Below are 25,719 nucleotides of genomic sequence, written 5' to 3' on the forward strand. Positions count from 1 at the left end.
CGTCTGGGCCATGGCAACCTACGTACTTCTTCCCGGGTTCTGGCTCGGGGCCTGGGCCTGGCGCCCGGTGGCGGATGACCTGCGCGGCCATGGGCACGATGTCCACTCCCTCAGCCTGACCGGGATGGGCGAACGAGCGCACCTGGCCCGGCCCGACACCGACCTGGAGACGCACATCACCGATGTGCTCAACCTGATCCACTACGAGGACCTGCACGATGTGGTGCTGGTCGGGCACAGCTATGCCGGTGCGGTGGTGGTCCCGAGCGTGGCGGACCGGATGCCCGACCGGATCAGCCGCCTGGTGTTCATCGACAGCGGACCGCTGCCGGACAGGATGTCCCATCTGGAGTTCACCCCGCCGGAGGAGCAGTCGCGCAACGCCGAGCTGGTCCGTACGGAGGGGGACGGCTGGCGGCTGCCGCCCCCGCCGTGGCGGCAACTGGCCTCCGAGGCGCCCGGGCTGCCGGACGACACGCTCGAACGGCTGGTGCGGCTGTCGGTACCGCAGCCATGGGCCACCGCCACCACCCCGGTCCGGCTGACCGAGGCGTGGGAGAAGCTGCCGCGGCTGCATGTGCTGTGCAGCTTCCGGGTGGCAGAGGTACGGGCGCGGATCGGGGTCGTTCCGGCGTTCCGTCATATGGCCACCGAGGGCTGGGCGTACCGGGAGCTGCCCGGCTGGCACTGGCCGATGTTCGACCGGCCCCGTGAGCTGGCGGCGATCCTGCACGGCGCGGCCTGACGAGTTCCTCGGCTGTTGCTCGCTGATGGCACGGCCCGCTTCATGGCGGGCCGTGCCATGAGCTTTCCCCGCTGCCCATCAGTTCCCGCTGCCCTCAGTTTTCCCGGACCAAGAGTGATCAGTTCCCGATTCGAGTGCTTGCGACTCTAGACAGGACTGAACATGTATGGCTAGCGTCCGGACATGCCTAAACAGGTCCTCAAGCATCAGCGCATCGCCCGCGTCCTGGCCCGTGAGATCCACAGCGGCGCCCTGGAGCCGGGCAGCAGGCTGCCCGGCGAACACGCGCTCACCCGGCGCTTCGCGGTCAGCAGGGCCACCGTCCGCCAGGCGCTGGACGAGCTCAGCAAGCAAGGGCTGATCTCCACCCACGCGGGCGTCGGCTCGTTCGTCACCTTCGACGGCGGCCTGCTGGACAACCGGCTGGGGTGGACCAGGGCACTGGCCGACCAGGGAGCCCAGGTCACCACCGAGGTGCTCCGTCTCGAAGCGGTGCGCGATGCCCGGCTGGCCGGTGAACTCGGCCTCGAGAGCGTCGAGTTCATGGCGCTCGACCGGTTGCGGGTGCTCCCGGGGGGCACTCCGGTCGCGCTGGAGCGCAGCCGGGTTCCCATGGTCCCGGCCCTGGCCGACACCCCCGTAGGCGGACTCCTCGACGGCTCGCTGACCAAGACCCTCGCCGCGGTCGGCATCCGGGCCACGCACGGGGACGAGTGGGCGTCCGTGCGCCAACTGGCCGCCGACGAGGCGACCCTGCTCCGCCGCCACGTGGGAGAGGTCTGGCTCAACACCCGCCGGGTCAGCCGCGGAGCCGATGGCCGGATCGTCGAGCAGGTGACCAGCCTCCTGGACCCCGCCCGCTTCCAGCTGCACCTCGGCTTCGGCGAGAGCCCCGACGAGACGGCCCTGGGCAGCGGCAATGAGGCATCCGCGAGGAAGCAGCCCCGATGAAGCAGTCCCGATGAGACCGCACACCGCGCCCCGCGACGGGCAGCCCGCCCCCGCCCGACGTACCGCCTCCGCGCACTGACAGGAAGCCCGAATGAACCACCAGCACGACCGCGCGCTCGGCGCCCTCTACGGCCTGGCGATGGGCGACGCCCTCGGTATGCCCACCCAGATCATGTCCCGGCGGTCCATCGTCGCCCGGTTCGGCACCGTCACCGATTTCGAACCCGGCCCGGAGGACAACCCGGTGAGCGCGGGAATGCCCGCCGGTTCGGTCACGGACGACACCGATCAGGCCGTCATCGTCGGCCGGCTGCTGACCGGGTCCGGTGGCCGGATCGACCCGCTGCGGCTCGCATACGAGCTCCTGGAGTGGGAGCGCGCCATGAAGGCCAAGGGCTCCTTCGATCTGCTTGGCCCCTCCACCAAGGCCGCCCTGGAGGCCGTGTCCCGTGGCGTACCGCCGGAGGAGGCGGGCAAGTCCGGTGCCACCAACGGCGCGGCCATGCGGATCACCCCCGTCGGCGTCGCCTTCCCCGACACACCCCTGGAGCCCTTCCTCGACCGGGTCGCGGAGGCGTGCCAGGTCACCCATGACACCTCCATCGGCATCGCCTCCGCCGCCGCCGTGGCCGCCGCCGTGAGCCGTGGCATCGACGGCGGCGACCTGGAGGACGCCGTCGGCGCGGCGATCACGGCGGCCGCGGCCGGTGCCGAGCGCGGCCACTGGGTCGCCGGGGCCGATATCGCCGCCCGCATCGGCTGGGCCGTGGACTTGGTCCGCGCAACTCCCGAGCGGCAGGCCCTGGACCGCGTCTGCGACCTGGTCGGCACCAGCGTCGCCAGCCAGGAGTCGGTCCCCGCCGCCTTCGCCGTGCTGGCCCTCGCCGAGGGCGAGCCATGGCGGGCCTGCCTGCTGGCGGCCAACCTCGGCGGCGACTGCGACACCATCGGCGCCATAGCCGGCGCCATAGCCGGTGCCGTCAGCGGGGCCTCCGCCCTGCCCGACGACGCCCTCGCCACCCTTCGCTCGGTCAACGACCTCGACCTGGAACCGCTGGCCAAGGCCCTGCTCGCGCTGCGCGCCGACACGGCCGAATGACACACACCTCCGCCCCCACATCCGCACCGGAGCGCCCCCGGACAGAAAGACAGGTACCACCATGGCGGCTTCAGAGAACGACCGCGTCGGCTCCGTGGAGACCAGAGGCATCGAGCCGGTTCCCGACGCCGAGCGCCACGGCCACGCGAGCCAGATGTTCTGGACCTGGTTCGCCGCGAACATCAGCATCCTCGGCCTGCCGCTCGGCGCGGCGCTGGTCAGCTTCCGCGGCCTGAACATCTGGCAGGCGGCCGTCGTGGCCATCCTCGGCTCCTTCGGCTCCTTCGCCCTGGTGGGCGCCCTCAGCATCGCCGGGAAGCGGGGCGGAGCGCCCGCCCTCACCCTCTCCCGCGCGGTGTTCGGGGTCCGTGGCAACGCAGGGCCCACGCTGGTCACCTGGATGAGCCGGCTCGGCTGGGAGACCATCAACACCACCACGGCCGCCTTCGCCCTGCTGGCGCTGCTCGACGCCGCCTTCGGCATCCGGCGGAACACCGTCCTGACCGTGGTGTGCCTGCTGGTCTTCATCGGCTGCACCCTGCTGATCAGCGGCCTGGGCCACGCCACCATCATGTGGATCAACAGGTGGGCCAGCTATGTCTTCGGTCTGCTCAACCTGGTCGTGATCGGCTTTCTCGCCACCACCGTGGACTGGGGCAAGGTCTTCCACGCCCCGGTCGGGCCGGTGAGTTCGATGGTCGTGGGCGTCGGCATGATCGCCGCCGGTACCGGGATCGGCTGGGCCAACACCGGGGCCGACTACGCCCGTTACCTGCCGCGGCGGATTCCCGGTGGCAGGCTGGTGGCCGCTTCCGCCTTCGGCGCCGGTATCCCGCTGGTGGTGCTGATCTCGCTGGGCTCGCTTCTCGCGGCGGGTGAACCCGATCTGGCCTCCGCCTCCGACCCCGTCTCGGCGATCAACACGATGCTGCCGTCGTGGATGTCCATCCCGTATCTGATCGCCGCGTTCGGTGGACTGCTGCTCTCCAACCACCTGTCCGTGTACTCGGCCGGGCTCACCATGATCACCCTGGGCATACGGGTCCGGCGCACTCTCGCCGTCGGCCTGGACGTGGTCGTCACCTTCGCGGGCGGGATCTACTTCATCCTGATCGCCAAGGACTTCTACGGCCCGTTCATCACCTTCCTCACCCTCCTCGCCGTCCCCATCAACGCCTGGGTGGGCGTCTTCGCGGTCGACCTGATACTCCGCCGGTCCTACGACGGCGCGGCCCTGATGGACGTCGGCCGCTCCAGCCGCTACTGGTTCCGGGGCGGGGTCGCCTGGGCCGCGATGATCGCCTGGGCGGCGGCCATCGTGGTGGGCCTGCTGTTCACCGAGGCCAGCACCAGCGCCACCGACGTGTGGTTCTCCGGGCCGCTCGCCCACAGCTGGATCGGGTCCAACGGGCTGGGATGGGTGGTGACCCTGGTGCTCGCGGCCGTCGTCTACGCCCTGCTGCGCCGGCTCGACGGCACCGTCCGCGAGGAGGCGTCCGCGCAACCGCCCCAGCAGCAGGTGCTGCCCGCCCCGGCCGCGCGGGAGCTCTCATGACCGGCCACGACGGCGTCCCCGGCGCCTCCGGCGAGGCCACGGGCGGTCGGCTGGTCCTGCTCGGCAACGCCATCGTCGACCTGGTGATGCGGGTGCCCGCACTGCCAGAACGCGGCGGCGACATCATCTCCCGGGACACCACCCTCACCACGGGCGGCGGATTCAACGTCCTCACCGCCGCCCGCCGCCTGGGGTTGCCGGCGGTGTACGCGGGTGCCCACGGCACCGGGCCGTTCGGCGACCGGGTCCGGGCGGACCTCGCCCGCGAAGGCATCGAGGTGCCGCTGCCTCCGCTCACGGAGGAGGACACCGGGTTCTGCGTGGCCTTCGTCGACGGCGGTGGCGAGCGCACCTTCGCCACCAGCCTCGGCGCCGAGGCCGGGCTGACCGAGGCCCACGCGACGGCCGTGCTCGCCGCACTGTGCCCCGGCGACCTGGTGCAGATCTCCGGATACGGGCTCGCCTACCCGGTGAACGGCCCGGTCCTGGCCTCGCTCGTGGCACGGCTGCCGGAGCACACCCGGGTCTTCCTCGATCCGGGCCCGCTGGCCGACCAGATCCCGGAGGAGGTGCTGGAGCCCGTTCTGGCGCGCTGCGACTGGGTCAGCTGCAACCAGCGCGAGGGGCGGCTGCTGACCGGCCGGGACGACGCCCGGGAGGCCGCGGCGGCGCTCGCCGACCGGCTGGGCCCGCGCACAGGTGTGCTGCTGCGGGCCGACGCGGACGGCTGCTGGCTGGTCCCGCCCGGCGGAGAGCCCGCGCACATCCCCGGCCGCCAGGTGACCGCGGTCGACAGCAACGGCGCGGGCGACGCCCATACGGGAGCGCTCCTGGCCCTCCTCGGCCACGGGCTGGACCTGAGCAGCGCCGTACGGGGTGCCAACGCGGCGGCCGCCTTCGCGGTCACCCGCCACGGCCCCGCCACCGGGCCGACCGTCGGCGAGCTGCTGGACTTCCTCGACGGCGAGCCGCTCGCGGCGCGGCTGTCCTCGGCGCTCGGACGGTAGCCCGCGCGCGGGCCCGCCGTCAGCGGGCGGGCACCGGGTGAGTCCGAACCCCTGACACGAGCGACGCTTCACTCGGCCGCTTCGGACGGGTCCTTCTCGTCGTCAGGGGTGTGCTCATACGCGCGCAGGACGTGGTCGCGCACCGCGGTCAGGATGCGGTCCGACAGATCGTCGCCCGCGCAGGCCCGTGACAGCACCAACGCCCCCACCATGGTGGACAGTTCGACGAGAACGGACTCCTCGTCGGCCGCCGTGTCGCCGGCCGTCCTCGCGTTGCGCTCCATCCCGCCGATCAGGTTGCGCACACCTTCGACGTACGCCCCCTTGAGCGGGTCACCGGGCTCCGCGTGTGCGGCGTCCACCGCCAGCGCCGCGGCGGCGCACCCCAGCCCGGGGTTGTCGCGGTGCCGGGCGGACAGATAGGTGGCCAGGAAAGCCGCCCGGGCGCCGCTCGTGTCCTCGCCCTCGGGGGGTTTCTCCATGTCGGCGAGGCGTTCGGCGAACGCGGCCGAGCACGCCTGGGCGACCAGGTCGTCCTTCGAGGCGAAGTGGCGGTAGAAGCCGCCGTGGGTCAGACCTGCCGCCGCCATCGCCTGCGGCACGCTCACCTTGTCGGCGCCGTGGGTGCGCACCAGCTTCGCGGTGGCCGCGATCACCTGCTCGCGGTGGCGTTCGGCCTCGGCTCGGGATGCTCGGGGCATGGTCGGTACTTCCTTCTGCGTGTGGTGCCGGACTGGGGTACCGGATGCCGGTACCGCGTCGATGATATTTGCGTCCCATTTTAGATGATGCTAATAATCTATTCCAGCGCGCCGCTGGGCGGCGGCCTCATGGGCCGCCGTCTCCGCCGGTTCGTGCGCGCGATTCCACACGTTCGACAGGGAGGCCCGACATGGTTGCGATCGATAGTTCCGTGGTGCTGGTGACCGGAGGCCAACGTGGCATCGGCAAGGCGTATGTGGAGGCACTGCTCCGGCGCGGAGCGGCGAAGGTCTACGCGACGGCGCGAAAGCCCAGCCCCAGCGAGGACCCGCGGGTCGAGGCCGTTTCCCTCGATGTCAATGACGCGGACGCGGTCGCCGCTCTCGCCGACCGGGCCACGGATGTGGACATCGTCATCAACAACGCGGGAGTGCTCCTGCCCTCGCCGCTGCTGACGGCGGACATGGCCGATGTGGTGGCCACGTTCGAAACGAACGTCTTCGGGCCCCTCCGGGTGGCCCGTGCGTTCGCCCCGGTCCTCGCCGCGAGGGGTGGCGGCGCGCTGGTCGACATGCACTCCGTGCTGTCCTGGGGCGCCGGCGCGGCCGCCTACGGCGCCTCGAAGGCCGCCCTGTGGTCAATCACGAACTCTCTCCGCATCGAGCTGGCGGAGCAGGGAACCCAGGTGGTCGGGGTGCACCTCGGGCTCGCCGACACCGACATGGTCGCCGGGATACCGAGTCAGAAGATCTCCCCGGCCGAGGTCGTGGAGGCGGTCCTGGACGGTGTCGAGAGCGGCGGCAACGAGGTGCTCGTCGACGACGTGACCCGGCAGATGAAGGCGGCGCTCGCCGGGCCGGTGGAGGGCCTCACGGTTCGTCTCGGAGGCTGACCGCCCGCCGCGGACAGCCGCTCGCCCGTCACCACCGTTCGACTTCACTCGTCCTGAAGGAGAGAGCAATGCCCCTGTGGCACGTCTACCATCCGGTCGACGCCTACTCCGCGGAGCAGAAGCGGCAATTCGCCGCGGACGTCACGGAGTACTACACCCAGGTCGGTCTGCCGAAGTTCTACGTCGTCACCCTTTTCCACGAGGTCCCCGAGTCCTCGTTCCTGGTCGGCGGGGAGCCGTCGGACAACACCGTCCGGGTCGTGGTCGAGCACATCGCCCGCCACTTGACGGACCCCGAGGTGAGGAAGAAGGGCACCGAGGGGCTCAATCGCCTGCTGGCCCCTCACACCCGGGACCGCGGGCTGCACTGCGAGTTCCATGTCGACGAGACACCCCGGGACCTCTGGATGATCGACGGGATGTGGCCCCCTCCCTCGCGCAGCGAAGCCGAACAGCTCTGGGCGAGGGAGAACCGCCCGGTGGCGTACTGACCGCGACCGCGGTCCTGACCTGGACCGCGACCAGATCACGGCACCGCGAGGCCGTCGACATCGATCGGCGGCCTCGCCCCCTCCCCGCGAAATCCGTGGCCGAGCGGGGGTGGGTCTGATTGGATCGCGGCATGGCCCAGGAAGACACGCGGAAGATCGGGATCCTGCTGTTCCCGGACGTGGAGGAGCTCGACGCCATCGGTCCATGGGAGGTGTTGTCCTACTGGACCCGCAACTTCGCCGAGGACGGATGGCAGGTGTTCTGCTTCTCCGCCGATGGAAACCCTGTGACCTGCGCGAAGGGGCTCACCGTCGTGGCCCATCACGCGATGGCCGACCTGCCCGCACTGGATGTGCTGCTGCACCCCGGCGGCCAGGGGACCCGGCCCCAGCTCGAGGACGACCAGCATCTGGAGTGGGTCCGGGCCCAGCGGCGATCCGTTCCCCTGATGACGAGCGTGTGCACGGGCTCGCTGGTCTACGCGGCGGCCGGGCTGCTGGCCGGGCGGCCCGCGACCACGCACTGGGCGTCGCTGGACCGGCTCGCCGAGCTCGACCCGACGATCGACGTACGGCCCGACGAGCGGTTCGTCGACGACGGTGACCTGATCACCTCCGCGGGGGTCTCGGCCGGTATCGACATGGCCCTTCACCTGGTCGCCAGGCTGGCCTCGCCGGAGCGCGCACGTCAGGTGCGGCGTGGCATCCAGTACGATCCGCGACCACCGGTGTGAGCTCAGCCGGGGCTGGAGCGGCCGTGCCGCCAGTATCCGAAGAACGCGATGTCCGGCTTGGGCACGCCGCGGTCGCGCACCAGGTGGCGGCGCAGCCCGGTGGCCAGTCCGGCTTCCCCGGCGACCCAGGTGTAGAACCGGCCCGGTCGCAGCGACGACGTTCTGACCGCGTCGAGCGCCAGTCCGCCGGGCAGGGTGTCCGCGCCGTCCCGGGCCAGCCACCGCACCCGTACGCCCTCGGGGGCGGTGATGTCCGTACGGATGTCGGCGGTCCCGGGCACCTCCAGGAAGACCTCCGCCACCAGCGACGCCGGAGCGTCCTCGAGGATGGCGAGGATCGCCGGTACGGCGCTCTCGTCCCCGGCGAGCAGCTGCCATTCGGCATGGGCAGGTGGCAGATAGCTCATGCCCATGTCGAAGATGCCCGCCGGGTCTCCGGGCCGGGCGTGCCGGGCCCAGGTGGTGGCCGGGGTGTCGCCGTGCAGGGCGAACTCGATGTCCACCCCGCCGAGTTCGGGCCGGGCGCGCCGGATGGTGAAGTTGCGTACCCATGGTCGGCGTGATTTCGGCAGGAGGAGTAATTCCGCCATCCACGCCTCGCTGGAGAGCTTCGGCATCCTCAGCCCGTCCTGCCCCTCGCGGGGGAAGAACAGCCGCACCATCTGGTCGAAGCCCATGGGCTTCAGGTGCTCCAGTTCGGGTCCGCCGAGTGTGATGGTCGAGAAGGCGGGGGACAGCTGAGTGTTCCGGCGCACCTCCAGCGTGATCATTTGCCGTGATTCGGGCGTGCGCATCTTGGGCAACATGTCGTTCCTCGCGTTGCGTTGGGGCCGCTCGCCGCCTGGTCACAGGTCCACGACGAGCCGCGGGGACAGGGCGCGGGACACACAGGCGTACATCCGGCCCGCGGGGGCGCCGATGTGGTCCCGGTGTTCGGGTTCGCCGTCGAGCACGGCCACTTCGCAGCTGCCGCAGACGCCTTCGCGGCATCCGGACGCCACGGGGAATCCGGCGTGGGTCAGGGCGTCCAGCAGCGACTCGTCGTCGGGCACCTGAACCGTCCGCCCCGACCGGGCACATACCGCCTCGAACGCGGTGTTGGGCGCGAACGACCTGGCCGCCGGGCGGAACCGCTCCGCGTACAGCCGCCCCGAGGGGAACGCGTCCTCCGCCGCGGCGAGCATCGGTCCGGGGCCGCAGGCGTACACCACGGCACCGGGGCTCAGCGCGGATGCCAGAGCCGCGAAGTCCGGCCTGCCCTGCTGCCGCGTGGCGACGATCCGCACCCGATCGCCGTAGGAGGAGCGCAGTTCGTCGACGAAGGGCATGGACGCCACCGACTGCCCCAGGTACACGAGCGACGCCGGGACGTCCGACGCGGCCGCCGCCCGCAGCATCGGCAGGATCGGGGTGATGCCGATCCCGCCGGCGAGGAAGAGGTACTCCGGCGCGGGGAGCAGCGGGAAGTGGTTCCGGGGCAGCGACACATCGAGGGGGCGGCCCTGGCGCAGGAACCGGTGGATGTACTCCGAACCACCCCGGCTGAGGCGGTCGTGCCGTACCGCGACGCGATAGGACTCCCGGTCCGCCGGGTCTCCGCAGAGCGAGTACTGCCGGGTCAGCCAGTTCGGCAGCGCCAGGTCGATATGGGCGCCCGGCTCCCAGGGCGCCAGCGGGCCGGTGGTGCCCCACAGGACGAGGGAGACGACGTCTTCGGCGACCTGCTCGATGTGGTCGACGACGGTCTGTTGCATCGTTGATTCACCTTGTGCCGTGGTCAGTAGAGTTTCCGGTAGCCCTCTTCGAGAGCGTGTGTGAGCGCCATCGGGTCGATGTCCATCCCGAATTGGGCGGTGGCGATCTCGCCGACCGACGGGATCTCGTCGGCGAGGGCCTGGCTCGCGGGGTCCCACAGCCGGGAGCGGATGAGCGCGCGACCACAGTGGAAGTACGCCTCCGCCACCTCGACGACGATCGCCAGCACCGGATCCTTGGCCTCGGTCTGCATCCGGGCGAGCACATCGGGGTCGTCGGTGGGGTAGGCGCGGCCGTTGACCCGCAAGGTCTCCCGCAGCCCGGGGATGAGGAAGAGCAGCCCGATCCCGTCGTTCTCCGCGAGGTTGCGGAAGGAGTCGGCGATCTTGTTGCCGGGGCGGTCGGGAATCGCGAGCGTGTGGTCGTCGAGGACCTTCACGAACCCCGGGTAGTCGCCACGGGGGGAGCAGTCGGCGCGCCCCTCCGCGTCCGCCGTGGCCATGGACAGGAAGGGGGAGTGCGCGATGAAGAGGCGGAAGTACTCATCGATATGGTCCTGGATCTTGGCCTTGACCATGTCTTCGGGCTCCCCGAGCAGGGCGTGGACCTCAGCCGGCGACAACCGCCGGGGGCGTGTGCTGGTCTGCGTCATGAGGGCTCCTTCCGGGAGGGGCGGAGCGGAGGGCGCGGGGCCCGTGCCGGTCGCCTCCCGCCTCCCTGCCGACGACGGTGGCTCACCGCTCCGCCGCAGTTCATGGCACTATTGTGAGCAATTACTCAGGTCTCGCGCCACTCGCTTTCGAGGCGCTGTGCAGGAGGTGTCATGACGACCGGCCGACGTGGACTTCAGCCACGTAAACAGCCACGCCAGGCCCGGGCCGAGCTCACCCGGCAGCGCATCCTCACCGCCGCTGCTCACGTTTTCGCCGAGTACGGGTATGCCGCCGGGACCACCAATCGCATCGCCGAGCGCGCCCGGATCTCGATCGGCTCGCTGTACCAGTACTATCCGAACAAGGACGCGATCCTGGCCGAGTTGCTGACCCGTCACCTCGATGCCGGGGGCGCCGCCATCAGGCGCCGTCAGGACGAGGAGCAGCCCGAATCCTTTGAGGAGATCATCCGCGGTTTCGTGCGCGCCGTGATCGAGAACCACCTCGATGACCCGCAGTTGCTCCGCGTCATGATGGAACACGGGCCACGGTCGCCCGAGTTGTTCGAGAAGGTCACCCGGCACGAGCGGGAACGGGTCGCCTACACCCAGGAGTTGCTCGAGCGCCATCCCGACGTCCGGGTCGAGGACACCCATGTCGCCGCCCGGCTCGTCGTCTCCACGGTCGAGCTCATCGTCCACCAGCTCATCGCGGCGCCCGGCTCCATCGACACCACCCGGCTGGAGAACGAACTGGTCGCGATGGTCACCCGCTATGTCACGGCCGCGCCGGGCGGGGCCGTCGGGGTTGGGCAGCCACGGGACGAGGGACGGGCACCCGGTGGCCCGGGTGCCCGTCCCTCGTGATGCGTGATGTGTGATGCGTGCCGCGGTCGGACCGCGGGCGTCAGTCGATCGTGATGATGGGCTTGCGCAGGTCGAACCACGTCGCCAGGTCGAGGGCGCGTTCGATGGTGGCGCGCTGCTGAGCGGTGATGACCTCCGCCGGTGCGTCGAGCGCCTCCCTCAGCGTCTCGGTGCGGCACAGCTCGAGGGCCGGGTGTCCGGAGGTGATGAGGTCGCCCGCCTGCCGCCTGATGGCGGCGAGATAGGCGGGGTCGAAGCTGCCGGGGTAACCGCTCTTCTTACGGTTGGCCACGGACTCGGGCAGTACATCGCGGGTGGCCTCGCGCAGGATGCTCTTCTCCCGCCCGTCGAACGTCTTCAGTGACCAGGGGGTGTTGAAGACATAGGAGACGAGGCGGTGGTCGCAGAACGGCACCCTGACCTCCAGGCCGACGGCCATGCTCATCCGGTCCTTGCGGTCGAGCAGGGTGTTGACCATGCGGGTGAGGTGCAGATAGCAGACCTGCCGCATGCGCTTCTCCAGGCCGGTCTCTCCGTCCTTGAGCGGGACTTCGTCCAGGGCGCTGAGGTAGTGGTCGCGCAGGTAGGTGTCCAGGTCGAGCTTCTCGGTGAGGTCCTGGGACAGCAGGCTCTTGGTTTCGCCGAGCGTCAGTCCTCCGGCGAGCCACGGGAAGGTGTCGGCCTCGCGCCGCTCGTCGTGGAACCACGGGTAGCCACCGAAGACCTCATCGGCCGACTCGCCCGACAGGGCAACGGTCGACTGTTCGCGAACGGCCTTGAACAGCAGATAGAGGGAGTTGTCCCGGTCGCCGAGCCCGATGGGCAGATCCCTCGCAGCGATGGCCGCCTGCCTGACGGCCGGGTCGGACAGGGCGGAGCCGTCGAGCACGATGTCCCGGTGGTCGCATTTCACATGCTCGGCCACGGCGTGAACGTACGGCGTGTCGACGCTGGGCGCCACGTCGATCGCGCGGAAGTTCTCGGCCTGCCCGGGGAAGTCCACGGCGAAGCTGCGGACGGTCTCGCCGTGTTCGCCGAGCTTGCGGGCGGCGAGCGAGGTCATCGCCGAGGAGTCGAGCCCCCCGGAGAGCAAGGTGCAGCGGGGCACGTCGGCGACGAGCTGACGGGCGATGATGTCCTCCAGGAGCTCTCGCACATGGGCGACGGTCGTCTCCTGGTCATCGGTGTGCTCGGAGACCTCCAGACGCCAGTACGCCTGCTCGCGAAGTCCATTGCGGTCGACGACGGCGATGTGGCCGGGGCGCAGCTCCTTCATGCCCTTCCAGATCGCATGGCCCGGGGTCTTGGCGAAGGAGAAGATCTCCCGCAGCCCGTCCAGGCCGACCTCGGGGGCGGCGAGCGGATTGGCGAGGATGGCCTTGGGCTCGGATCCGAAGAGGACGCCGTCGTCGGTCTCGTAGTAGTAGAACGGCTTGATGCCCATCCGGTCCCGGATCATCACCAGCTTCTCGGTGCGGGAGTCCCAGATGGCGAAGGCGTACATGCCGTTCAACTTCTCGGTGAGGGATTCGCCCCACTCGACATAGCCGCGCAGAACGACCTCGGTGTCGGAGTCGGTGGTGAAGCTGTGGCCCCTGCGGCGCAGTTCGTCGCGCAGCTCGGTGAAGTTGTACGCCTCACCGGAGTAGACCATGCTCACGGGGCCGTCGGCGGTGTCGACGGCCATGGGCTGCGCCCCGCCGGGCAGGTCGATGACGGCCAGCCTCCGGTGCCCGAGCGCCGCCCTGCCGGTCACCCACGCTCCGGCCGCGTCCGGGCCCCGGCAGGCCATCGTCTCCGTCATGGTGTCGAGGACCTGGCGGTGGGAGGTCAGATCGCGACGGTAGGAGACCCAGCCGGTGATGCCGCACACAGTGATCATCCCTTTCACTCAGCGGGAGATGGTTGCCTGTGAAAACCATCTACCTCTCCGGAGGGGGATCGCTACCGGGCGCCGATCTCTGGGGAAGTGGTATTTCTCACTGGTAAATTCCTGTTAATGGTAAGTTTCGCCATGAATGCTGTCCGAAAAACGACGCCCACTAAGTCGCTATTTTACGGCTGATATCCGTGTCGCAATTCATCAAGGAATGACCGGCCGTATACGAAAGAAGAGTGGCGGCTCTGTGGTGGGCTCGGCTCTCCGTGATGGGTCGCGATCGCGTGGACGGCGGCTGGGACCTTCGGGCTTGCGTGCCGTTCAGCAGGTGTGCGGGACCTATGCCGGGCGCGGCGTGGCGCGGATGGTTGGGGGTGCCGACGAGCCCCATGACCTGGGGAGCTAGCATATGAGCGCCACCTAGCTCGAAAGATAAACTTGTGACTCTCAACGAGGACTCGTTCACCAACTGGAAGCACCGCGAGGAGATCGCGGAGTCGATGATCCCTCTCATCGGGAAGCTGCATCGGGAGCGGGACGTCACGGTCCTGCTGCACAGCCGCTCCTTGGTGAACAAGTCGGTCGTCAGCATCCTCAAGACCCACCGATTCGCCCGTCAGATCGCCGGTGCGGAGCTCTCGGTCACCGACACCCTGCCGTTCCTGCGGGCGCTCACCGCGCTGGACCTCGGCCCTTCCCAGATCGACATCGGCATGCTCGCCGAGACGCACCGGGCCGATGACCGCGGCCTCTCCGTCGAGGAGTTCACCGCCGAGGCCGTCGCCGGGGCTACCGGGGCCAACAAGATCGAGTGCCGCGAGGGGCGCGATGTCGTCCTCTACGGGTTCGGACGGATCGGGCGGCTGGTCGCCCGTCTGCTCATCGAGAAGGCCGGGTCCGGCAACGGTCTGCGGCTGCGCGCCATCGTCGTCCGCGGGAGCGGCGGGCGGGCCGGTGAGGACATCGTCAAGCGGGCCTCGCTGCTGCGCCGCGACTCCATCCACGGCCAGTTCCAGGGCACGATCACCGTGGACGAGGCGAACAGCAAGATCATCGCCAATGGCAACGAGATCAAGGTGATCTACGCCGACGACCCGACCTCGGTGGACTACACGGCGTACGGCATCAAGGACGCCATCCTCATCGACAACACCGGCAAATGGCGTGACCGTGAAGGGCTGTCCAAGCATCTGCGCCCCGGCATCGACAAGGTGGTGCTGACCGCGCCGGGCAAGGGCGATGTCCCCAACGTCGTCCATGGCGTCAACCACGACACGATCAAGCCGGACGAGCAGATCCTGTCCTGCGCCTCGTGCACCACCAACGCGATCGTCCCGCCACTGAAGGCGATGGCGGACGAGTACGGCGTGCTGCGCGGTCATGTGGAGACCGTTCACTCGTTCACCAACGACCAGAACCTGCTGGACAATTACCACAAGTCCGACCGCCGTGGCCGCTCGGCGCCGCTCAACATGGTCATCACCGAGACCGGTGCCGCCTCCGCCGTCGCGAAGGCCCTGCCCGACCTCAAGGCGAAGATCACCGGCAGCTCGATCCGCGTTCCGGTGCCGGACGTCTCGATCGCGATCCTCAATCTGCAGCTCGCACGCGAGACCACCCGCGAGGAGGTCCTGGACCATCTCCGCGATGTGTCCCTGACCTCCCCGCTCAAGCGCCAGATCGACTTCATCAGCGCCCCCGACGCGGTCTCCAACGACTTCATCGGCTCGCGCCACGCCTCGATCGTCGACGCGGGCGCCACCAAGGTGGAGGGCGACAACGCGATCCTCTACCTCTGGTACGACAACGAGTTCGGCTACTCCTGCCAGGTCATCCGCGTCGTCCAGTACGTCTCCGGGGTGGAGTACCCGACCTACCCGGCCCCGGTGCTCTGACACTCGCCACGACAACGGCCCGGATCTCGCGCCTCCGCCACCGTTCCCCGGCGGGGGGCGAGGTCCGCCTACTCGCCCGTTCCGGACACCGTGGAGTGCGGCCGCGTCGGTGTACGACGGCCCCTCCGGCTCACGGATGGTGAAGTCGGCGGTCAGGACGGTGTGTTGGGCGTAGCCGCCGCAGCCGCGCGCACCGCTGCCGAACACCGCGTCACCCACGGCGAACCCCTCGACCTCCGGGCCCATCACCACCCCTGCCGCCTCGCGCCCGAACACCGCGGGGAGGTCGAGCGGCAGGAACGACCGGTGCATCCCCTCGCGCGCACCTTCCAGTCGACCGGATTGCCCCTACCAGCGCGCCCTGCCGCTGGCCACGCGGAACCTGACCATCACCACGACACGACTCGGCGCCGCCTCGGCCGTGCACGGGGCGGTGGCCCTCGCCACCGGGGACGTCTTCAGCGAACGGGGACAGCCCGGCTGCTCGTCGACTGAGCGCTACGGCTCGGTGCGGTACGCCTCAATGACCGCGAGACGGGTGGTGACGGCCTCCGAGGCGTTCCGCAGCGCCGCCAGCGTACGGGGGACGTTGTGGCGGGCTGTGGCGGCGACGACCGACAGCGCGCCCAGGTAGGCGCCGTCCTGGGGCCCGCGTACGGGCACGGCCACGGCGGAGTAGCCGAGGCGGTGTTCCTCGGAGTCGATGGCGTAGCCCTGCTCCTGGATGCGGGCGAGTTCGCCCGGGAGCCGGTCGGCGGTGAGGGTGCGGGCGGTCATCCGGCGCATATGGGGGACCAGCCGCGCCAGCGGGTACTGGTCGGGGAGCATGGCCAGGGTGAGCTTCCCCGGGGCCGTGCTGTGCAGCTGGAGCAGCCGTCCGCCGACCGCGGCACCGGCCCGGTTGCGGTGGCGGCCGGCGTTGTCGATGCACAGCACTTCGGTGCCGTTCGGCACGGACAGGGTCACGGGGCTGTCGAGGGCCTGCGCGAGGTTCTCGATCACCGGCCGCGCGGCGTGGCGCAGGGTGCGCTGCCGGGGGGCGCGCAGGCCGATCGCGTACAGCAGGAGGCCGAGCCGGTAGTGGGAGCCGTCCCGCTCCAGCAGCTCGCTGGCGACGAGGTCCTGGCACAGCCGGTGCACCGTGGCCTTGGCCACCCCGGTGCGCGCCGTCAGCTCCGTGAGACTGAGGGAGAGGTCCCCGTCGCCGAAGGCCGACAGGATCAGTCCGACCTTGCCGAGGACGGACTTGGGGGACCGCCCGTCCGGCTCGGCTTCCTCGCCGTTGCCACGAGGTACCGCCGCAGTCGTCACGACATGCCCTCCTCGCCTGCCGGTGTGCCTCGATCAAGGCCGCCACGTGTCCTGAGGATGGCCAATATAGATATCTTTTTGCCTGGTAGGAATGGTGGGAGGGGTCGGAACTGGGCGGGGTCAACCCGATCTCGCGGCCGGTGATCCGCTCATCGGCCCCCCACCAGGGCGGTGTCGACACCCAGCGGGCCGACCGACCCGGCGCCACCGGGAGCGCCCAGCGGGGCGTCCCGGCCGGGCAGGATCTCCTCGAAGAACCGGCGATTGTCGGCACGGTGCTCGGGGTCCGCCTTACGGTCCACGGTGATCGCCTGCTCCGGGCAGGCGATCTCGCAGGCGCCGCAGTCGATGCACTCCACCGGGTTGATGTAGAGCTTGCGCTCCCCCTCGTAGATGCAGTCGACCGGGCACTCCTCCATGCAGGACCGGTCCATGATGTCCACGCAGGACGCGCCGATGACGTAGGCCATTGTCAGTTCTCCTTCTCGGTGGAATGCCCGGGGAACAGCGCCGCCTCCGGGTCGATGACCGTGGCGGCGTTGTTGACGGCGGTGGCGGCCTCGCCGAAGCCGACGGAGATCAGGCGCACCTTGCCCGGGTAGTCGGTGATGTCGCCGGCCGCGAAGACACGGGGCAGGTTGGTGGCCATACGGGTGTCCACGGCGATCCGGCGCGCCTGCAGGGTCAGGCCCCACTCCCGCAGCGGGCCGAGGTCCGCGATGAAGCCGAGCGCCGCCACCACGGTCTGTGCCGGGAGGCGTGTGGTGTCCTTGGTGATCCGGTGGCGGATCTCGACCTCCTCCAGGTGTTCGGCGCCGTACAGGCCGCTGACCTCGGAGTCGGTGAGCATGTCGATGCCGAGCGCCCGCACCTTCTCAACCGACGCGCGGTGGGCGCGGAACCGTGCGGTGCGGTGCACCAGGCGGACCGAGCGCGCCACGGGGGCCAGCAGGGCCGCCCAGTCGAAGGCGCTGTCGCCACCGCCGACGACCACCACGTCATGACCGGCGTGTGCGGTGGGGTCGGGCACGAAGTACACCTGACCGCGGCCGAGGAAGTCCTCCCCGGCCGGGAGGGGGCGGGGGGTGAAGGTCCCCACGCCTCCGGTGATCACGACGGCCCCGGCCCGTACCGCCGTCCCCCGGTCGCTGCGGACCACCGGCAGGCCGTCGCCGTCGTAGTCCAGTGCCACCGCGCGGTGGCCGAGGAGGTAGCGGGCGCCGTACGCCTCCGCCTGCGCCACCAGGCTGTCCACCAGGTCGCGACCGCGCACCGAGGCGAATCCGGCGATGTCGAAGATGGGCTTCTCCGGATACATCGCGCTGATCTGGCCGCCCCGCTGGGGCAGCACATCCATCACGGCCACGCGTAGCCCGCGAAAGCCCGCGCAGTACGCGCCGTACAGGCCCGACGGTCCGGCGCCGATGATCAGGATGTCCGTCTCGACCGTCGCCGCGTCCTCCGCGGCGACCGGCTCATCGTTGAGAACGCTCATGGCCGAGGAGCGTAGGCAGGCCGCGATCACGGTCCAATGGAATCGGTCCGCCTGCCGGGACAGCACCGCGGAACCCGCTCGGGCACCGCACTCCGGACACGCGGAAGCGGCCCCGGACACGCGGAAGCGGCCCCGGAGTCGCCGAAGCGGCCCCGGAGACGCCGAAGCGGTGGCACCCAAGGCCCCCGCAGCCCTGAGTGCCACCGCTCCCGCGCCCGTCCCGCGCCGGGCCGTCACCCGGCGCGCGTCACCTCCACCGTCCCCGTGACGCACTCCGAGCCGTCGGCCTTGAGGATGCGCGCGTCGAGCCGGACCCGCGCGCCCTCGACCGACGAAACCGTCGCGGCCCAGGTCAGCCGCTCACCGGCCACCGCCGTGGCCACGTTGCGCCATGCCACCGACTCCAGCCGGGCGCCCGGTCCGGCCCACTCCAGGGCGTGCCGGCTGAGCATCTCGCCGTGCAGCGTGGACTGCACGACGGCGTCGGGAAACCCCTCCGTGGCCGCGTACGCGGCGTCGTAATGGATCCGGTGGGCGTTCCACGACACGGCGCTGAAGCGGAACAGCTGCACACTGGTGTGGGCGTACCGGCGCGGCGGACACTCCGCGCCGACAGCGGGCGCCGTCATCGGTCACCTCCGGTGGCGTCGAGCACCACGATCGTCTCGTTCACGGCCGCGAGCTCGCTCCCGTCGGGGCATAGAAACCGGGTGCGGACGCCCAGGAGGACGAACTCACCCGACCGTCCGCGCTTGTGCCGCGCGGAGACGACCGCACGGGCCGCCGTGATCCGCGTCCCGGCCACCGGGGGCCGGACCAGGCGCACCGACTGGCCGCCGTGCACCTGGCGCACCGGGAGGCCCTCGGTGCACGGCGACTCCCGCCGCGCCAGGCCATCCGGCCGCAGTTCGTCCTCCGGGGGGCCGTCCTCCCAGCTCATGGTGGCCGCGAGGAACAGGGCGGGCGCCTCGACGGGCCGGCCGTCCGCCTCCAGGGCGCGGGCCCGGCGGATGTACCCGCCGTCGTTGAGGGCGGCCGCGTAACGGCAGAAGTCCTTGACCGTCGGGGTGCCGCAGTCCTCGTCCCGCCACTGCCCGATCAGCTCCCGCGCCCGTGCCAGCACCTCTTCCAGTGCGGGGGAGGACACGACGGGGGCCGTCACAGCGCCGACCTCAGCGAGCGGCTGATGCCGAGACCCGCCGTACGCAGCGCGCTGGCGTGGGCGATCGCGTCCACACGGTAGGTCGGCGCCGTGATCGACAGGGCCCCGGCGAGCGTGTTCTGCCGCCCGAAGACCGGTACCGCCATGCTCATATAGCCGAGCCGCACCTCCTCCGCCTCCGTGGCGATGCCCTGCTCGCGGACGCGGTCCAGCTGGCCGCGCAGCCGGCCCGGCGAGGTGATGGTGTGGCGGGTGAACGGCTTGAGGCCGTTCCTGACCACCTCGCCGAACAGGGTGCCGGGTGAGTGGGCGAGGATCGCTTTGCCGGTGGCCGTGCAGTACAGCGGAAGCCGCCCCGCCACCCGCGACTCCTCGCTCAGCCCCCGGTGGGGCAGGATCTTCTCCAGGTACACCACGTCCAGCCCGTCGTGGATGGCGAAGTGGATGGTCTCCCGCGTGGCCAGCAGCAGATCCTCCATGTACGGCTGCGCCACCTCGCGCAGGATCCGCTGTCGGTGCACCCGCTGCCCGATCTCGAACAGCCGCAGCCCGAGCCGGTAGTTGCAGCCCGCCCGCTCCAGCAGCCCCCATGCGACCAGCTCCTGGGACAGCCGGTGGACGGTCGCCTTCGCCACGCCCGAACGGCGCACCACATCGGCGAGCGACAGCGAGTCGTCGTCGGGCGTGAACGCCTCCAGGATGGACCGGACCTTGCCGAGGACGGAGTTCATCGAGTCGGGACAGGCTCTGGTGGCGTGGTCGATGGGGACGACGGTCATGGCAGGCACCTCACGATCAGGTGGTGGAGGACGCGGCGAGGAACTCCAGGCTGAGCGGGTTGTACAGATCCGCCTTCTCGTGCTGCGGCCAGTGACCGCACTCGTTGAAGATCTCCAGACGGGCGCCGGGGATCGCCGTGGCGATGGCCTCGGCCTCGGGGACGTCCCCGAACGGGTTCTTGTTGCCCCAGACCACCAGCGTCGGCGCCTTGATCCGGGCCATGCGGTCGGGTCGCAGCAGATTGCGCTCGCGGGTCTCCGTCTCCTGGAGCGCCAGCAGATTGTGCAGGTTCCGCTGGAAGTCGGGGTGATGGTAGATCTCGTAGCGGATCCGCGTCAGCTCCTCGCCCAGCTCCTCGTCCCAGTCGGCCCACAGCAGCCGCAGCCGGTCCCGGGTGAAGGAGATGTCGTCCTCCAGGGAGGCGCTGCGGGTGGACTTCTTCAGCCGCTCCATCACCGCCGGATTGACCTTTGTGCCGCCCATGCACAGCAGCTGGAGGGAGGCGACCCGGTCCGGGTGCTCGCTCGCGGCCCACGACGCCACCCAGCCGCCCAGCGACTCGCCGACCAGATGGGCGCGCTCGGCGCCGACCGCGTCCAGATACGCCATCAGGTGCTCGACGTACGCGGGGATCTCGCCCGGGCGGTCGGGCTTGCCCGTGTAGCCGTGGCCCAGCATGTCGATGGAGTGGCAGCGGTAGCGCTCGGCGTGGGCCGGGATGTTCCGTACGAACGCCTCCAGATGGCCGGTGGTGCCGTGCAGGAACACCACATGCTCGCCGTCCTCGGGGCCGGCCTGCAGGGCGCGGGTCGTGATGTCGCCGGTCTTCACATAGGCGTGCCGGTAGTCGATGCCCGACAGCTCGGTCCAGATGCTCATGACTGCCTTTCGCTGTTCTGTGTCTGCGCGGGGTCGAGCACGGCGACCCCCATGCCGGTGAGCCACTCGGGCATCGGCTCGTAGGCCAGACGCCGCCCCGGGGCGTGGTCGAGCAACGCGGCCATCAGCAGCCAGGTGCGCAGCTCCTGTGCGCCGTTGCCGGCCACCTTCTCCAGTTCCGCGGTGGTGTACTCGGTGAGGCGGTGGGCCTGTCCGCGTTCCAGCCAGGACAGGAACTCCTCGTCGAACTCCGGGTTGATCGCCGCCTCGGCGGCCCGGATGATCTCGCGCCGCCGCGCGTCGTAGTCCTGCCAGTTCTCCCGGCCGTCCCTCCAGGCGCCGACCATGAACTCCTCGTCCTCGCCGTGCGGGTCGCGCCAGTCCGGCCAGGGCAGCCGGTGGGACAGCCCGCCGGAGCCGATGACCGCCACCCGGCGGTCGCCGGGGAACGCCAGCACCGCCTCCCGGATCGCCCGGCCCAGCCGCTCGCAGCGGTCGAGGGTGGGCAGCGGGGGCGCGAAGACGTTCACCACGAGCGGTACGAGGTCGACGTCGAGCCCGTCGAGCAGGTACTGCACGGCGTGCGACTGGCCGTGGTCGATCTGCAGCCGGGCGGAGAACGCCACATCGAAACCGGACCGCTCCACCAGCGCGCCGGCCAGGTACAGGGCCAGCTCGCGGTCCACCGGCTGCGGGCCCTTCGGGGTGCCGGACTCGCCGCTGGCGAGGCACTCATCGACCCCGAGGGTGAAGCTGGGGATCAGGTCGAGCCAGAATCCCCGGAAGTGGTTGGAGCCGATGAGGACCACGGTGTCGGGGCGGGCCGCGGCCAGCGCCTCGCGCGCCTCGCCCAGCGCGTCCCGGAACCGCTCGGCGCGGTCCTTGTGGTACGTCTCCTCCCAGTGGGTGTTCATCAGCGTGCTGTGCGACGCCCCGACCCCCAGCACGATCTCCGTCATGCCACAGCTCCTTCCTCCGCCTCGGCCACCTCGGCGCGGGTCCGGGTGACGGTGTCCACGGCCGTGCGGATCAGATGGCGGGTGAGCCTCTCCATGGCCCGGAGCGACACCGTGTTCATGCCGCGGGCGAAGTCGATCTCGAAGGGCGCCTCCGCCACCTTGGGCATGCCGATCCGCACCGTCGGGATCCCACGGCCGCGCAGGATGTTGGCGTCGGTGGCACCGCTGTTCCCGGCGATCACCTCGTGCGCACGCCCCTCCAGCGCCTCCCAGGCGGCCGTGGCGCTGCGGTGGATCCACGACCCGCGAGGGGTGCGGGTGCCGGGTATCGCCAGCACCATCTCCGCCCGGACGTCGAGACCGGGCGAGGCGGCCCGCAGGGCGGCCAGCGCGTCCATGAACTCCCGCTTGGCCCGCATCGGTGTGATGTCCGGGCTGATCCGCAGGTCCACCATCAAGGTGCACACGGCGGGGGTGACCGCCGCCATCCGCGGCCAGCCGCCGCGGATCGAGGAGACGATGCCCTGCGGCGCCACCGTGCCCGAGGTGTGCCGCTCGGCGTACTCCTCGAACCACTTCTCCAGATACGCGGCCACCTCCCCGGCGCGGGCGATGGCGTTGTCGTACGGGAGCCGGTGGCGGGAGCCCGCGTAGGTGTGGGTGCCGCCGACCGTCACCTCGAACCAGACCAGCCCGACCTCGTCCCACGAGACGGTCCAGCCGGGCTTGGCGATGACCGCGTAGTCGGTCCACACGCCCTGCTCCAGCAGGAACGAACACCCCGCGCCCTGGCCGGTGTTGTGGCGCGTCCCCACGGGCCGGGCGTTGGTGGGCATCCCGCCCGCGCCGAAGGCCGCCACCAGGTCACCGGTGAGCGGGACACCGGCCCGGGAGATCGCCTCGACGGCCATCATCACGCACGCCGCGTGTCCCTTGGGGTTGGAGGCGCCGAGCCCGGTCACCAGGTCGCCGTAGACGGTGGCGGCGGGCCGCATGTCCTCGCGCAGCTCCGGGCCGATCCACGGCACGTCCTCGCTCTCCTCGCCCACGGTCAGGGTGTCGATGGGGGCGTAGAGCATGAGGTCGGGGCCGGTGCCGTCACCGGTCAGCCGCCCCCAGGCGTTGGCCTGCCGGTCGTCGAGGGGCTGGACGGCCGCGTGGCAGCCGGTGGCGCGCAGAGTGCCGGCGATATGCGTGGCCAGCGGGCCCTCGTCGCCGGTGGGGCTGGGAATGTCCACCAGGCCCGTGATCAGTTCGCGGAGCCGGTCGGCGCTGATGTGGCGGGCGGCGTCGAGCGCCCAGGAGCGCCGCCGCTCGTCCAGGCCCGCCAGGCCGTCGGCGCTCACTGATTGATCCTGTGGACCTGGGTCATCGTGGTCCGCGCGACGCGCTTCGTGGCCAGCGGGATCCCGACGGCGATCGCCGCGCCCAGCAACAGGGTGAACAGGGTACGGAACATGTCATGCCTTCTCTTCGGATGTGGATGCGCCGCCGACCGCGGCCAGCTTCTTGCCGTACTCCTCCTCGCTGAGGTTCCGCCAGGCGGTGAGCGAGACATCGGGCCGGTAGAGCTTCTCCGGCGGAGCGTCGGTGACATCGACCATCCACGCGTCCTGGCCGGAGAACTGACCGTGGAACAGCCAGCGGATCGCCCCGAGGTACTTGGCGTAGAAGCGCAGGGTGTCCCAGCCCTCGGTGAAGTTGACCATCACTCCGACATAGCGGTGGTTGTTCTCGTCCACCGGGACGTAGAACTCGTAGTGGATGAACTTGGGGTAGGCGATGCGCAGCACGCCCGGCATCGACAGGGAGGCGAAGCCGGGGAAGTCCTGGGCCTCGATCGTCGGGTCGACACTGTCGGCCTTCCCAGTGTTGCCGATGTTGAAGGTCTCCTTGGGCGGCTGCATCTTCCACCAGCGCTTGTTGGTCCAGCGGCCCACGCCGGGGTACTCGGCCTCCCAGTGCACCTCGTCCTGGACCCGGAAGATCCAGCGGCCACGCGGCACGATCCGGGTGATGTTCCAGGTCGGCATGGGCTTGAACAGCCGCCACAGGGCCGTGCGGTGCAGATACTTGGCGTGGCCCTCGTCGAAGCCGTTCTCGCAGGCGAACCGCCAGTTGCCACCGCGCGGCTCGATCCGTCCGCCCATCACGAACGCGTTGCCGACCAGCTCCTCCGGAAGCTGGGAGTCGATCGGATGCGGCTCCTCGTCGGCGATCGGGATGTACACCCACACCATCCCGAGGCGCTCCTCGACCGGATAGGTGCGCACGCCCAGCTTCCCGGTCAGCCGGCACCCGGGGCCGTCGGTGATGACCGCGGACAGCCGCCCGGTGGGCAGGTCGAAGGTCCAGCCGTGGTACGGGCAGCTGACCGTGCCCGGAAACTGCTGATCGCCCTCCGACAGCGGCACACCACGGTGCGGGCACCGGTTGTGCAGGGCGTACGCGGTGCCGTTGTCGCGGATCAGCGCGATCCGCTCGCCGCAGACGGTGAACGGCTGCGGCTTGCCGGTGATCTGGCTGGACCAGGTGACCGGGTACCAGTAGCCGCGGAAGCCCGCGGCCGCACCGTCGTAGTGGGGCCAGGACGACCAGTCCTGGCGGCCGGGTTCGGCCGGTTTTCCGCGGCGGCTCCGGACGGGGGTGGCCGTGTCGGGAGAGTCCTCGACCGTCATCGTGCGTGTCCTCCTGCTGCCGGTGTTCGGTGGACCCGAGCATCCGGCCCGGCGCGGATCCGCCCAAGGGATCCGTTCCGCTGAGCAGACCGCGCCCTCCCGGGCGCACGACCGGATGGTGGCGCGACGGGACGGCGCGGCGACCGGACGGGGGCCGCGGCGGCGCGTCCCGCTGAGCGGACCCCGCCCGGTGCGCGGACCGTGGGGCGCGGTCTAGCGTGCGCCGGGTCCGCCCCTCACCGAACAGGGCCGTGAGCCCGTGATACGGAGCGAAAACGTGAGCCACCCGACGTCACAGTCCCTGGTGCTGGAGGAGTTCGGCACCCTGCCGCGGCTCGTCGAGCGGCCGGTACCCGAGCCACGCCCCGGTCACACCCTGGTGCGGATGAAGGCGGCCGCCGTGAGCCACCTCGACCTGAACGTCGTCGACGGCAGGTTCGGTATCCTCCCCGACCTGCCCGCGGTGCCCGGAACCGCGGGCAGCGGAATCGTCGTCGCCTCCGACGCCCACCCCGAGGGAAGCCTCGTCCGCCTCAGTGGCAAGGCCCTCGGACTGCGCCGCGACGGCACCTGGGGCGGCCACGCGCTGGTCCCGGATGCCGCGGTGGAGGCCGTGCCCGAGGGCACGGACCCCGCTCTGGCCTGCAGCTACTTCTCCCCGGCGGGGACGGCGTGGGCCTCGGTGCACACCGTGGCGGGCGTCCGGCCCGGGGAGCGGGTCCTGGTGACCGGGGCGGCCGGTGCGGTGGGGGCGCTCACCGTGCAGGTCGCGGCCCGGGCCGGAGCCGAGGTGATCGGGGTGGTGGGCCGCCCCGCCAAACTGCCGCACGTCCCGGCCCCCGCCAAGGCACTCCTCGCCGCCGACCTGTCCGCCGACGCGATCGGCGGCCCGGTGGACGTCGTCGTCGACACCGTGGGCGGGCCGGTCCTGCGCGACTCCCTGCCGCTGGTGCGCCCGCGCGGCCGGGTCGCCCTCGTCGGCTACACCGCGGGCCGTGAGTTCACCGTGGACCTGGCGGACTTCCTCCTCGCCGACGTATCGCTGCTGCCTGTGAACCTGATGTCCCGGGGGAAGGAAGTGGCCGCCGACACCGAGCGGCTGCTCGGCGACCTCACCTCCGGCGAGCTGACCCTGCCCATCGAGCGCCATCGCATCGAAGGCCTGGCGGAGGCCGTGGCACGCCTGCGGTCCGGGGAGGCGGTGGGCAAGGTGGTCCTCGACCTCGGCTGA

General features: G+C 70.8%; 26 protein-coding genes. 11 read left to right on the forward strand and 15 right to left on the reverse strand.

Annotated elements, in window-relative coordinates; genetic code table 11:
* Positions 1–10: 10 nt before the first annotated feature.
* The 5 genes from GWI24_RS05135 to GWI24_RS05155 all read left to right on the forward strand — a co-directional run bounded on the left by GWI24_RS05135 (position 11) and on the right by GWI24_RS05155 (position 5,357).
* Complete coding sequence (locus GWI24_RS05135) at positions 11–745, forward strand: alpha/beta fold hydrolase (RefSeq protein WP_210944698.1); 735 nt, start codon at positions 11–13, stop codon at positions 743–745.
* Between the two features lie 183 nt (positions 746–928).
* Positions 929–1,696, forward strand: a complete 768-nt coding sequence (locus tag GWI24_RS05140) for a GntR family transcriptional regulator (RefSeq protein ID WP_210944699.1) — start codon at positions 929–931, stop codon at positions 1,694–1,696.
* Positions 1,697–1,787: 91 nt separating this feature from the next.
* Entirely contained in the window at positions 1,788–2,795 is a 1,008-nt protein-coding gene (locus tag GWI24_RS05145; RefSeq protein WP_210944700.1) for an ADP-ribosylglycohydrolase family protein, read from the forward strand.
* A 61-nt stretch (positions 2,796–2,856) separates the two neighbouring features.
* On the forward strand, positions 2,857–4,350 hold the full coding sequence (locus GWI24_RS05150) for a cytosine permease (RefSeq protein ID WP_210944701.1): 1,494 nt from the start codon (positions 2,857–2,859) through the stop codon (positions 4,348–4,350).
* Entirely contained in the window at positions 4,347–5,357 is a 1,011-nt protein-coding gene (locus GWI24_RS05155; protein ID WP_210944702.1) for a PfkB family carbohydrate kinase, read from the forward strand. Before GWI24_RS05150 ends, GWI24_RS05155 begins: the two co-directional genes overlap by 4 nt.
* Before the next feature lie 68 nt (positions 5,358–5,425).
* On the opposite strand, the gene GWI24_RS05160 is transcribed toward GWI24_RS05155, so the two are convergent.
* Positions 5,426–6,058: a TetR/AcrR family transcriptional regulator gene (locus tag GWI24_RS05160; RefSeq protein WP_210944703.1), complete on the reverse strand. Its 633-nt coding sequence runs from the start codon at positions 6,056–6,058 to the stop codon at positions 5,426–5,428.
* Between the two features lie 191 nt (positions 6,059–6,249).
* Here GWI24_RS05160 and GWI24_RS05165 point away from each other — a divergent pair, with 191 nt between their 5' ends.
* From GWI24_RS05165 to GWI24_RS05175, 3 genes are all read left to right on the forward strand, one after another.
* On the forward strand, positions 6,250–6,951 hold the full coding sequence (locus GWI24_RS05165) for an SDR family oxidoreductase (protein WP_210944704.1): 702 nt from the start codon (positions 6,250–6,252) through the stop codon (positions 6,949–6,951).
* 68 nt (positions 6,952–7,019) lie between these two features.
* Positions 7,020–7,442, forward strand: a complete 423-nt coding sequence (locus GWI24_RS05170) for a tautomerase family protein (protein WP_210944705.1) — start codon at positions 7,020–7,022, stop codon at positions 7,440–7,442.
* Positions 7,443–7,573: 131 nt separating this feature from the next.
* A complete protein-coding gene (locus tag GWI24_RS05175) occupies positions 7,574–8,176 on the forward strand; it encodes a DJ-1/PfpI family protein (protein ID WP_210944706.1) in 603 nt (200 codons plus the stop codon).
* 2 nt (positions 8,177–8,178) lie between these two features.
* Here GWI24_RS05175 and GWI24_RS05180 read toward each other — a convergent pair whose 3' ends face one another.
* From GWI24_RS05180 to GWI24_RS05190, 3 genes are read right to left on the reverse strand one after another with little or no spacing between them, the layout of a single operon-like run.
* On the reverse strand, positions 8,179–8,970 hold the full coding sequence (locus GWI24_RS05180) for a siderophore-interacting protein (protein WP_247615909.1): 792 nt from the start codon (positions 8,968–8,970) through the stop codon (positions 8,179–8,181).
* Between the two features lie 51 nt (positions 8,971–9,021).
* Complete coding sequence (locus GWI24_RS05185) at positions 9,022–9,930, reverse strand: PDR/VanB family oxidoreductase (RefSeq protein WP_210944707.1); 909 nt, start codon at positions 9,928–9,930, stop codon at positions 9,022–9,024.
* A gap of 23 nt (positions 9,931–9,953) precedes the next feature.
* Positions 9,954–10,583, reverse strand: coding sequence for an MSMEG_1061 family FMN-dependent PPOX-type flavoprotein (locus GWI24_RS05190; protein WP_210944708.1), 630 nt, complete (start codon positions 10,581–10,583; stop codon positions 9,954–9,956).
* Between the two features lie 171 nt (positions 10,584–10,754).
* Between GWI24_RS05190 and GWI24_RS05195 the strand changes: the two genes are divergently transcribed.
* Positions 10,755–11,450 carry a TetR/AcrR family transcriptional regulator gene (locus GWI24_RS05195; protein WP_210944709.1) on the forward strand — a complete coding sequence of 232 codons (696 nt, stop codon included), beginning with the start codon at positions 10,755–10,757 and terminating at the stop codon, positions 11,448–11,450.
* A 40-nt stretch (positions 11,451–11,490) separates the two neighbouring features.
* Here GWI24_RS05195 and asnB read toward each other — a convergent pair whose 3' ends face one another.
* Positions 11,491–13,323, reverse strand: a complete 1,833-nt coding sequence (gene asnB, locus GWI24_RS05200; protein WP_210944731.1) for an asparagine synthase (glutamine-hydrolyzing) — start codon at positions 13,321–13,323, stop codon at positions 11,491–11,493.
* 446 nt (positions 13,324–13,769) lie between these two features.
* Here asnB and GWI24_RS05205 point away from each other — a divergent pair, with 446 nt between their 5' ends.
* Positions 13,770–15,224, forward strand: coding sequence for a glyceraldehyde-3-phosphate dehydrogenase (locus GWI24_RS05205; protein ID WP_210944710.1), 1,455 nt, complete (start codon positions 13,770–13,772; stop codon positions 15,222–15,224).
* Positions 15,225–15,722: 498 nt separating this feature from the next.
* On the opposite strand, the gene GWI24_RS05210 is transcribed toward GWI24_RS05205, so the two are convergent.
* From GWI24_RS05210 to GWI24_RS05255, 10 genes are all read right to left on the reverse strand, one after another.
* Positions 15,723–16,535: an IclR family transcriptional regulator gene (locus GWI24_RS05210; RefSeq protein WP_210944711.1), complete on the reverse strand. Its 813-nt coding sequence runs from the start codon at positions 16,533–16,535 to the stop codon at positions 15,723–15,725.
* 149 nt (positions 16,536–16,684) lie between these two features.
* Entirely contained in the window at positions 16,685–17,005 is a 321-nt protein-coding gene (locus GWI24_RS05215; protein ID WP_210944712.1) for a ferredoxin family protein, read from the reverse strand.
* A 2-nt stretch (positions 17,006–17,007) separates the two neighbouring features.
* Entirely contained in the window at positions 17,008–18,030 is a 1,023-nt protein-coding gene (locus GWI24_RS05220; RefSeq protein WP_210944713.1) for an NAD(P)/FAD-dependent oxidoreductase, read from the reverse strand.
* Positions 18,031–18,263: 233 nt separating this feature from the next.
* Positions 18,264–18,659 carry a MaoC/PaaZ C-terminal domain-containing protein gene (locus tag GWI24_RS05225; RefSeq protein ID WP_086881732.1) on the reverse strand — a complete coding sequence of 132 codons (396 nt, stop codon included), beginning with the start codon at positions 18,657–18,659 and terminating at the stop codon, positions 18,264–18,266.
* Positions 18,656–19,177, reverse strand: coding sequence for a hypothetical protein (locus GWI24_RS05230; protein WP_308343481.1), 522 nt, complete (start codon positions 19,175–19,177; stop codon positions 18,656–18,658). Before GWI24_RS05230 ends, GWI24_RS05225 begins: the two co-directional genes overlap by 4 nt.
* Before the next feature lie 11 nt (positions 19,178–19,188).
* Positions 19,189–19,971 carry an IclR family transcriptional regulator gene (locus tag GWI24_RS05235; protein ID WP_210944715.1) on the reverse strand — a complete coding sequence of 261 codons (783 nt, stop codon included), beginning with the start codon at positions 19,969–19,971 and terminating at the stop codon, positions 19,189–19,191.
* Between the two features lie 16 nt (positions 19,972–19,987).
* Entirely contained in the window at positions 19,988–20,851 is an 864-nt protein-coding gene (locus GWI24_RS05240) for an alpha/beta fold hydrolase (RefSeq protein ID WP_210944716.1), read from the reverse strand.
* Complete coding sequence (locus GWI24_RS05245; RefSeq protein WP_210944717.1) at positions 20,848–21,810, reverse strand: catechol 1,2-dioxygenase; 963 nt, start codon at positions 21,808–21,810, stop codon at positions 20,848–20,850. Before GWI24_RS05245 ends, GWI24_RS05240 begins: the two co-directional genes overlap by 4 nt.
* Entirely contained in the window at positions 21,807–23,156 is a 1,350-nt protein-coding gene (locus tag GWI24_RS05250; protein ID WP_210944718.1) for a peptidase dimerization domain-containing protein, read from the reverse strand. Before GWI24_RS05250 ends, GWI24_RS05245 begins: the two co-directional genes overlap by 4 nt.
* A 114-nt stretch (positions 23,157–23,270) precedes the next feature.
* Entirely contained in the window at positions 23,271–24,488 is a 1,218-nt protein-coding gene (locus tag GWI24_RS05255; protein WP_210944719.1) for a Rieske 2Fe-2S domain-containing protein, read from the reverse strand.
* Between the two features lie 277 nt (positions 24,489–24,765).
* On the opposite strand from GWI24_RS05255, the gene GWI24_RS05260 reads away from it, so the two are divergent.
* Entirely contained in the window at positions 24,766–25,719 is a 954-nt protein-coding gene (locus tag GWI24_RS05260) for a zinc-binding alcohol dehydrogenase family protein (protein WP_210944720.1), read from the forward strand.

Origin of the sequence: Streptomyces sp. MK37H, from assembly GCF_018035285.1 — a bacterium.
GTDB classification, from domain to species: Bacteria; Actinomycetota; Actinomycetes; order Streptomycetales; family Streptomycetaceae; genus Streptomyces; species Streptomyces endocoffeicus.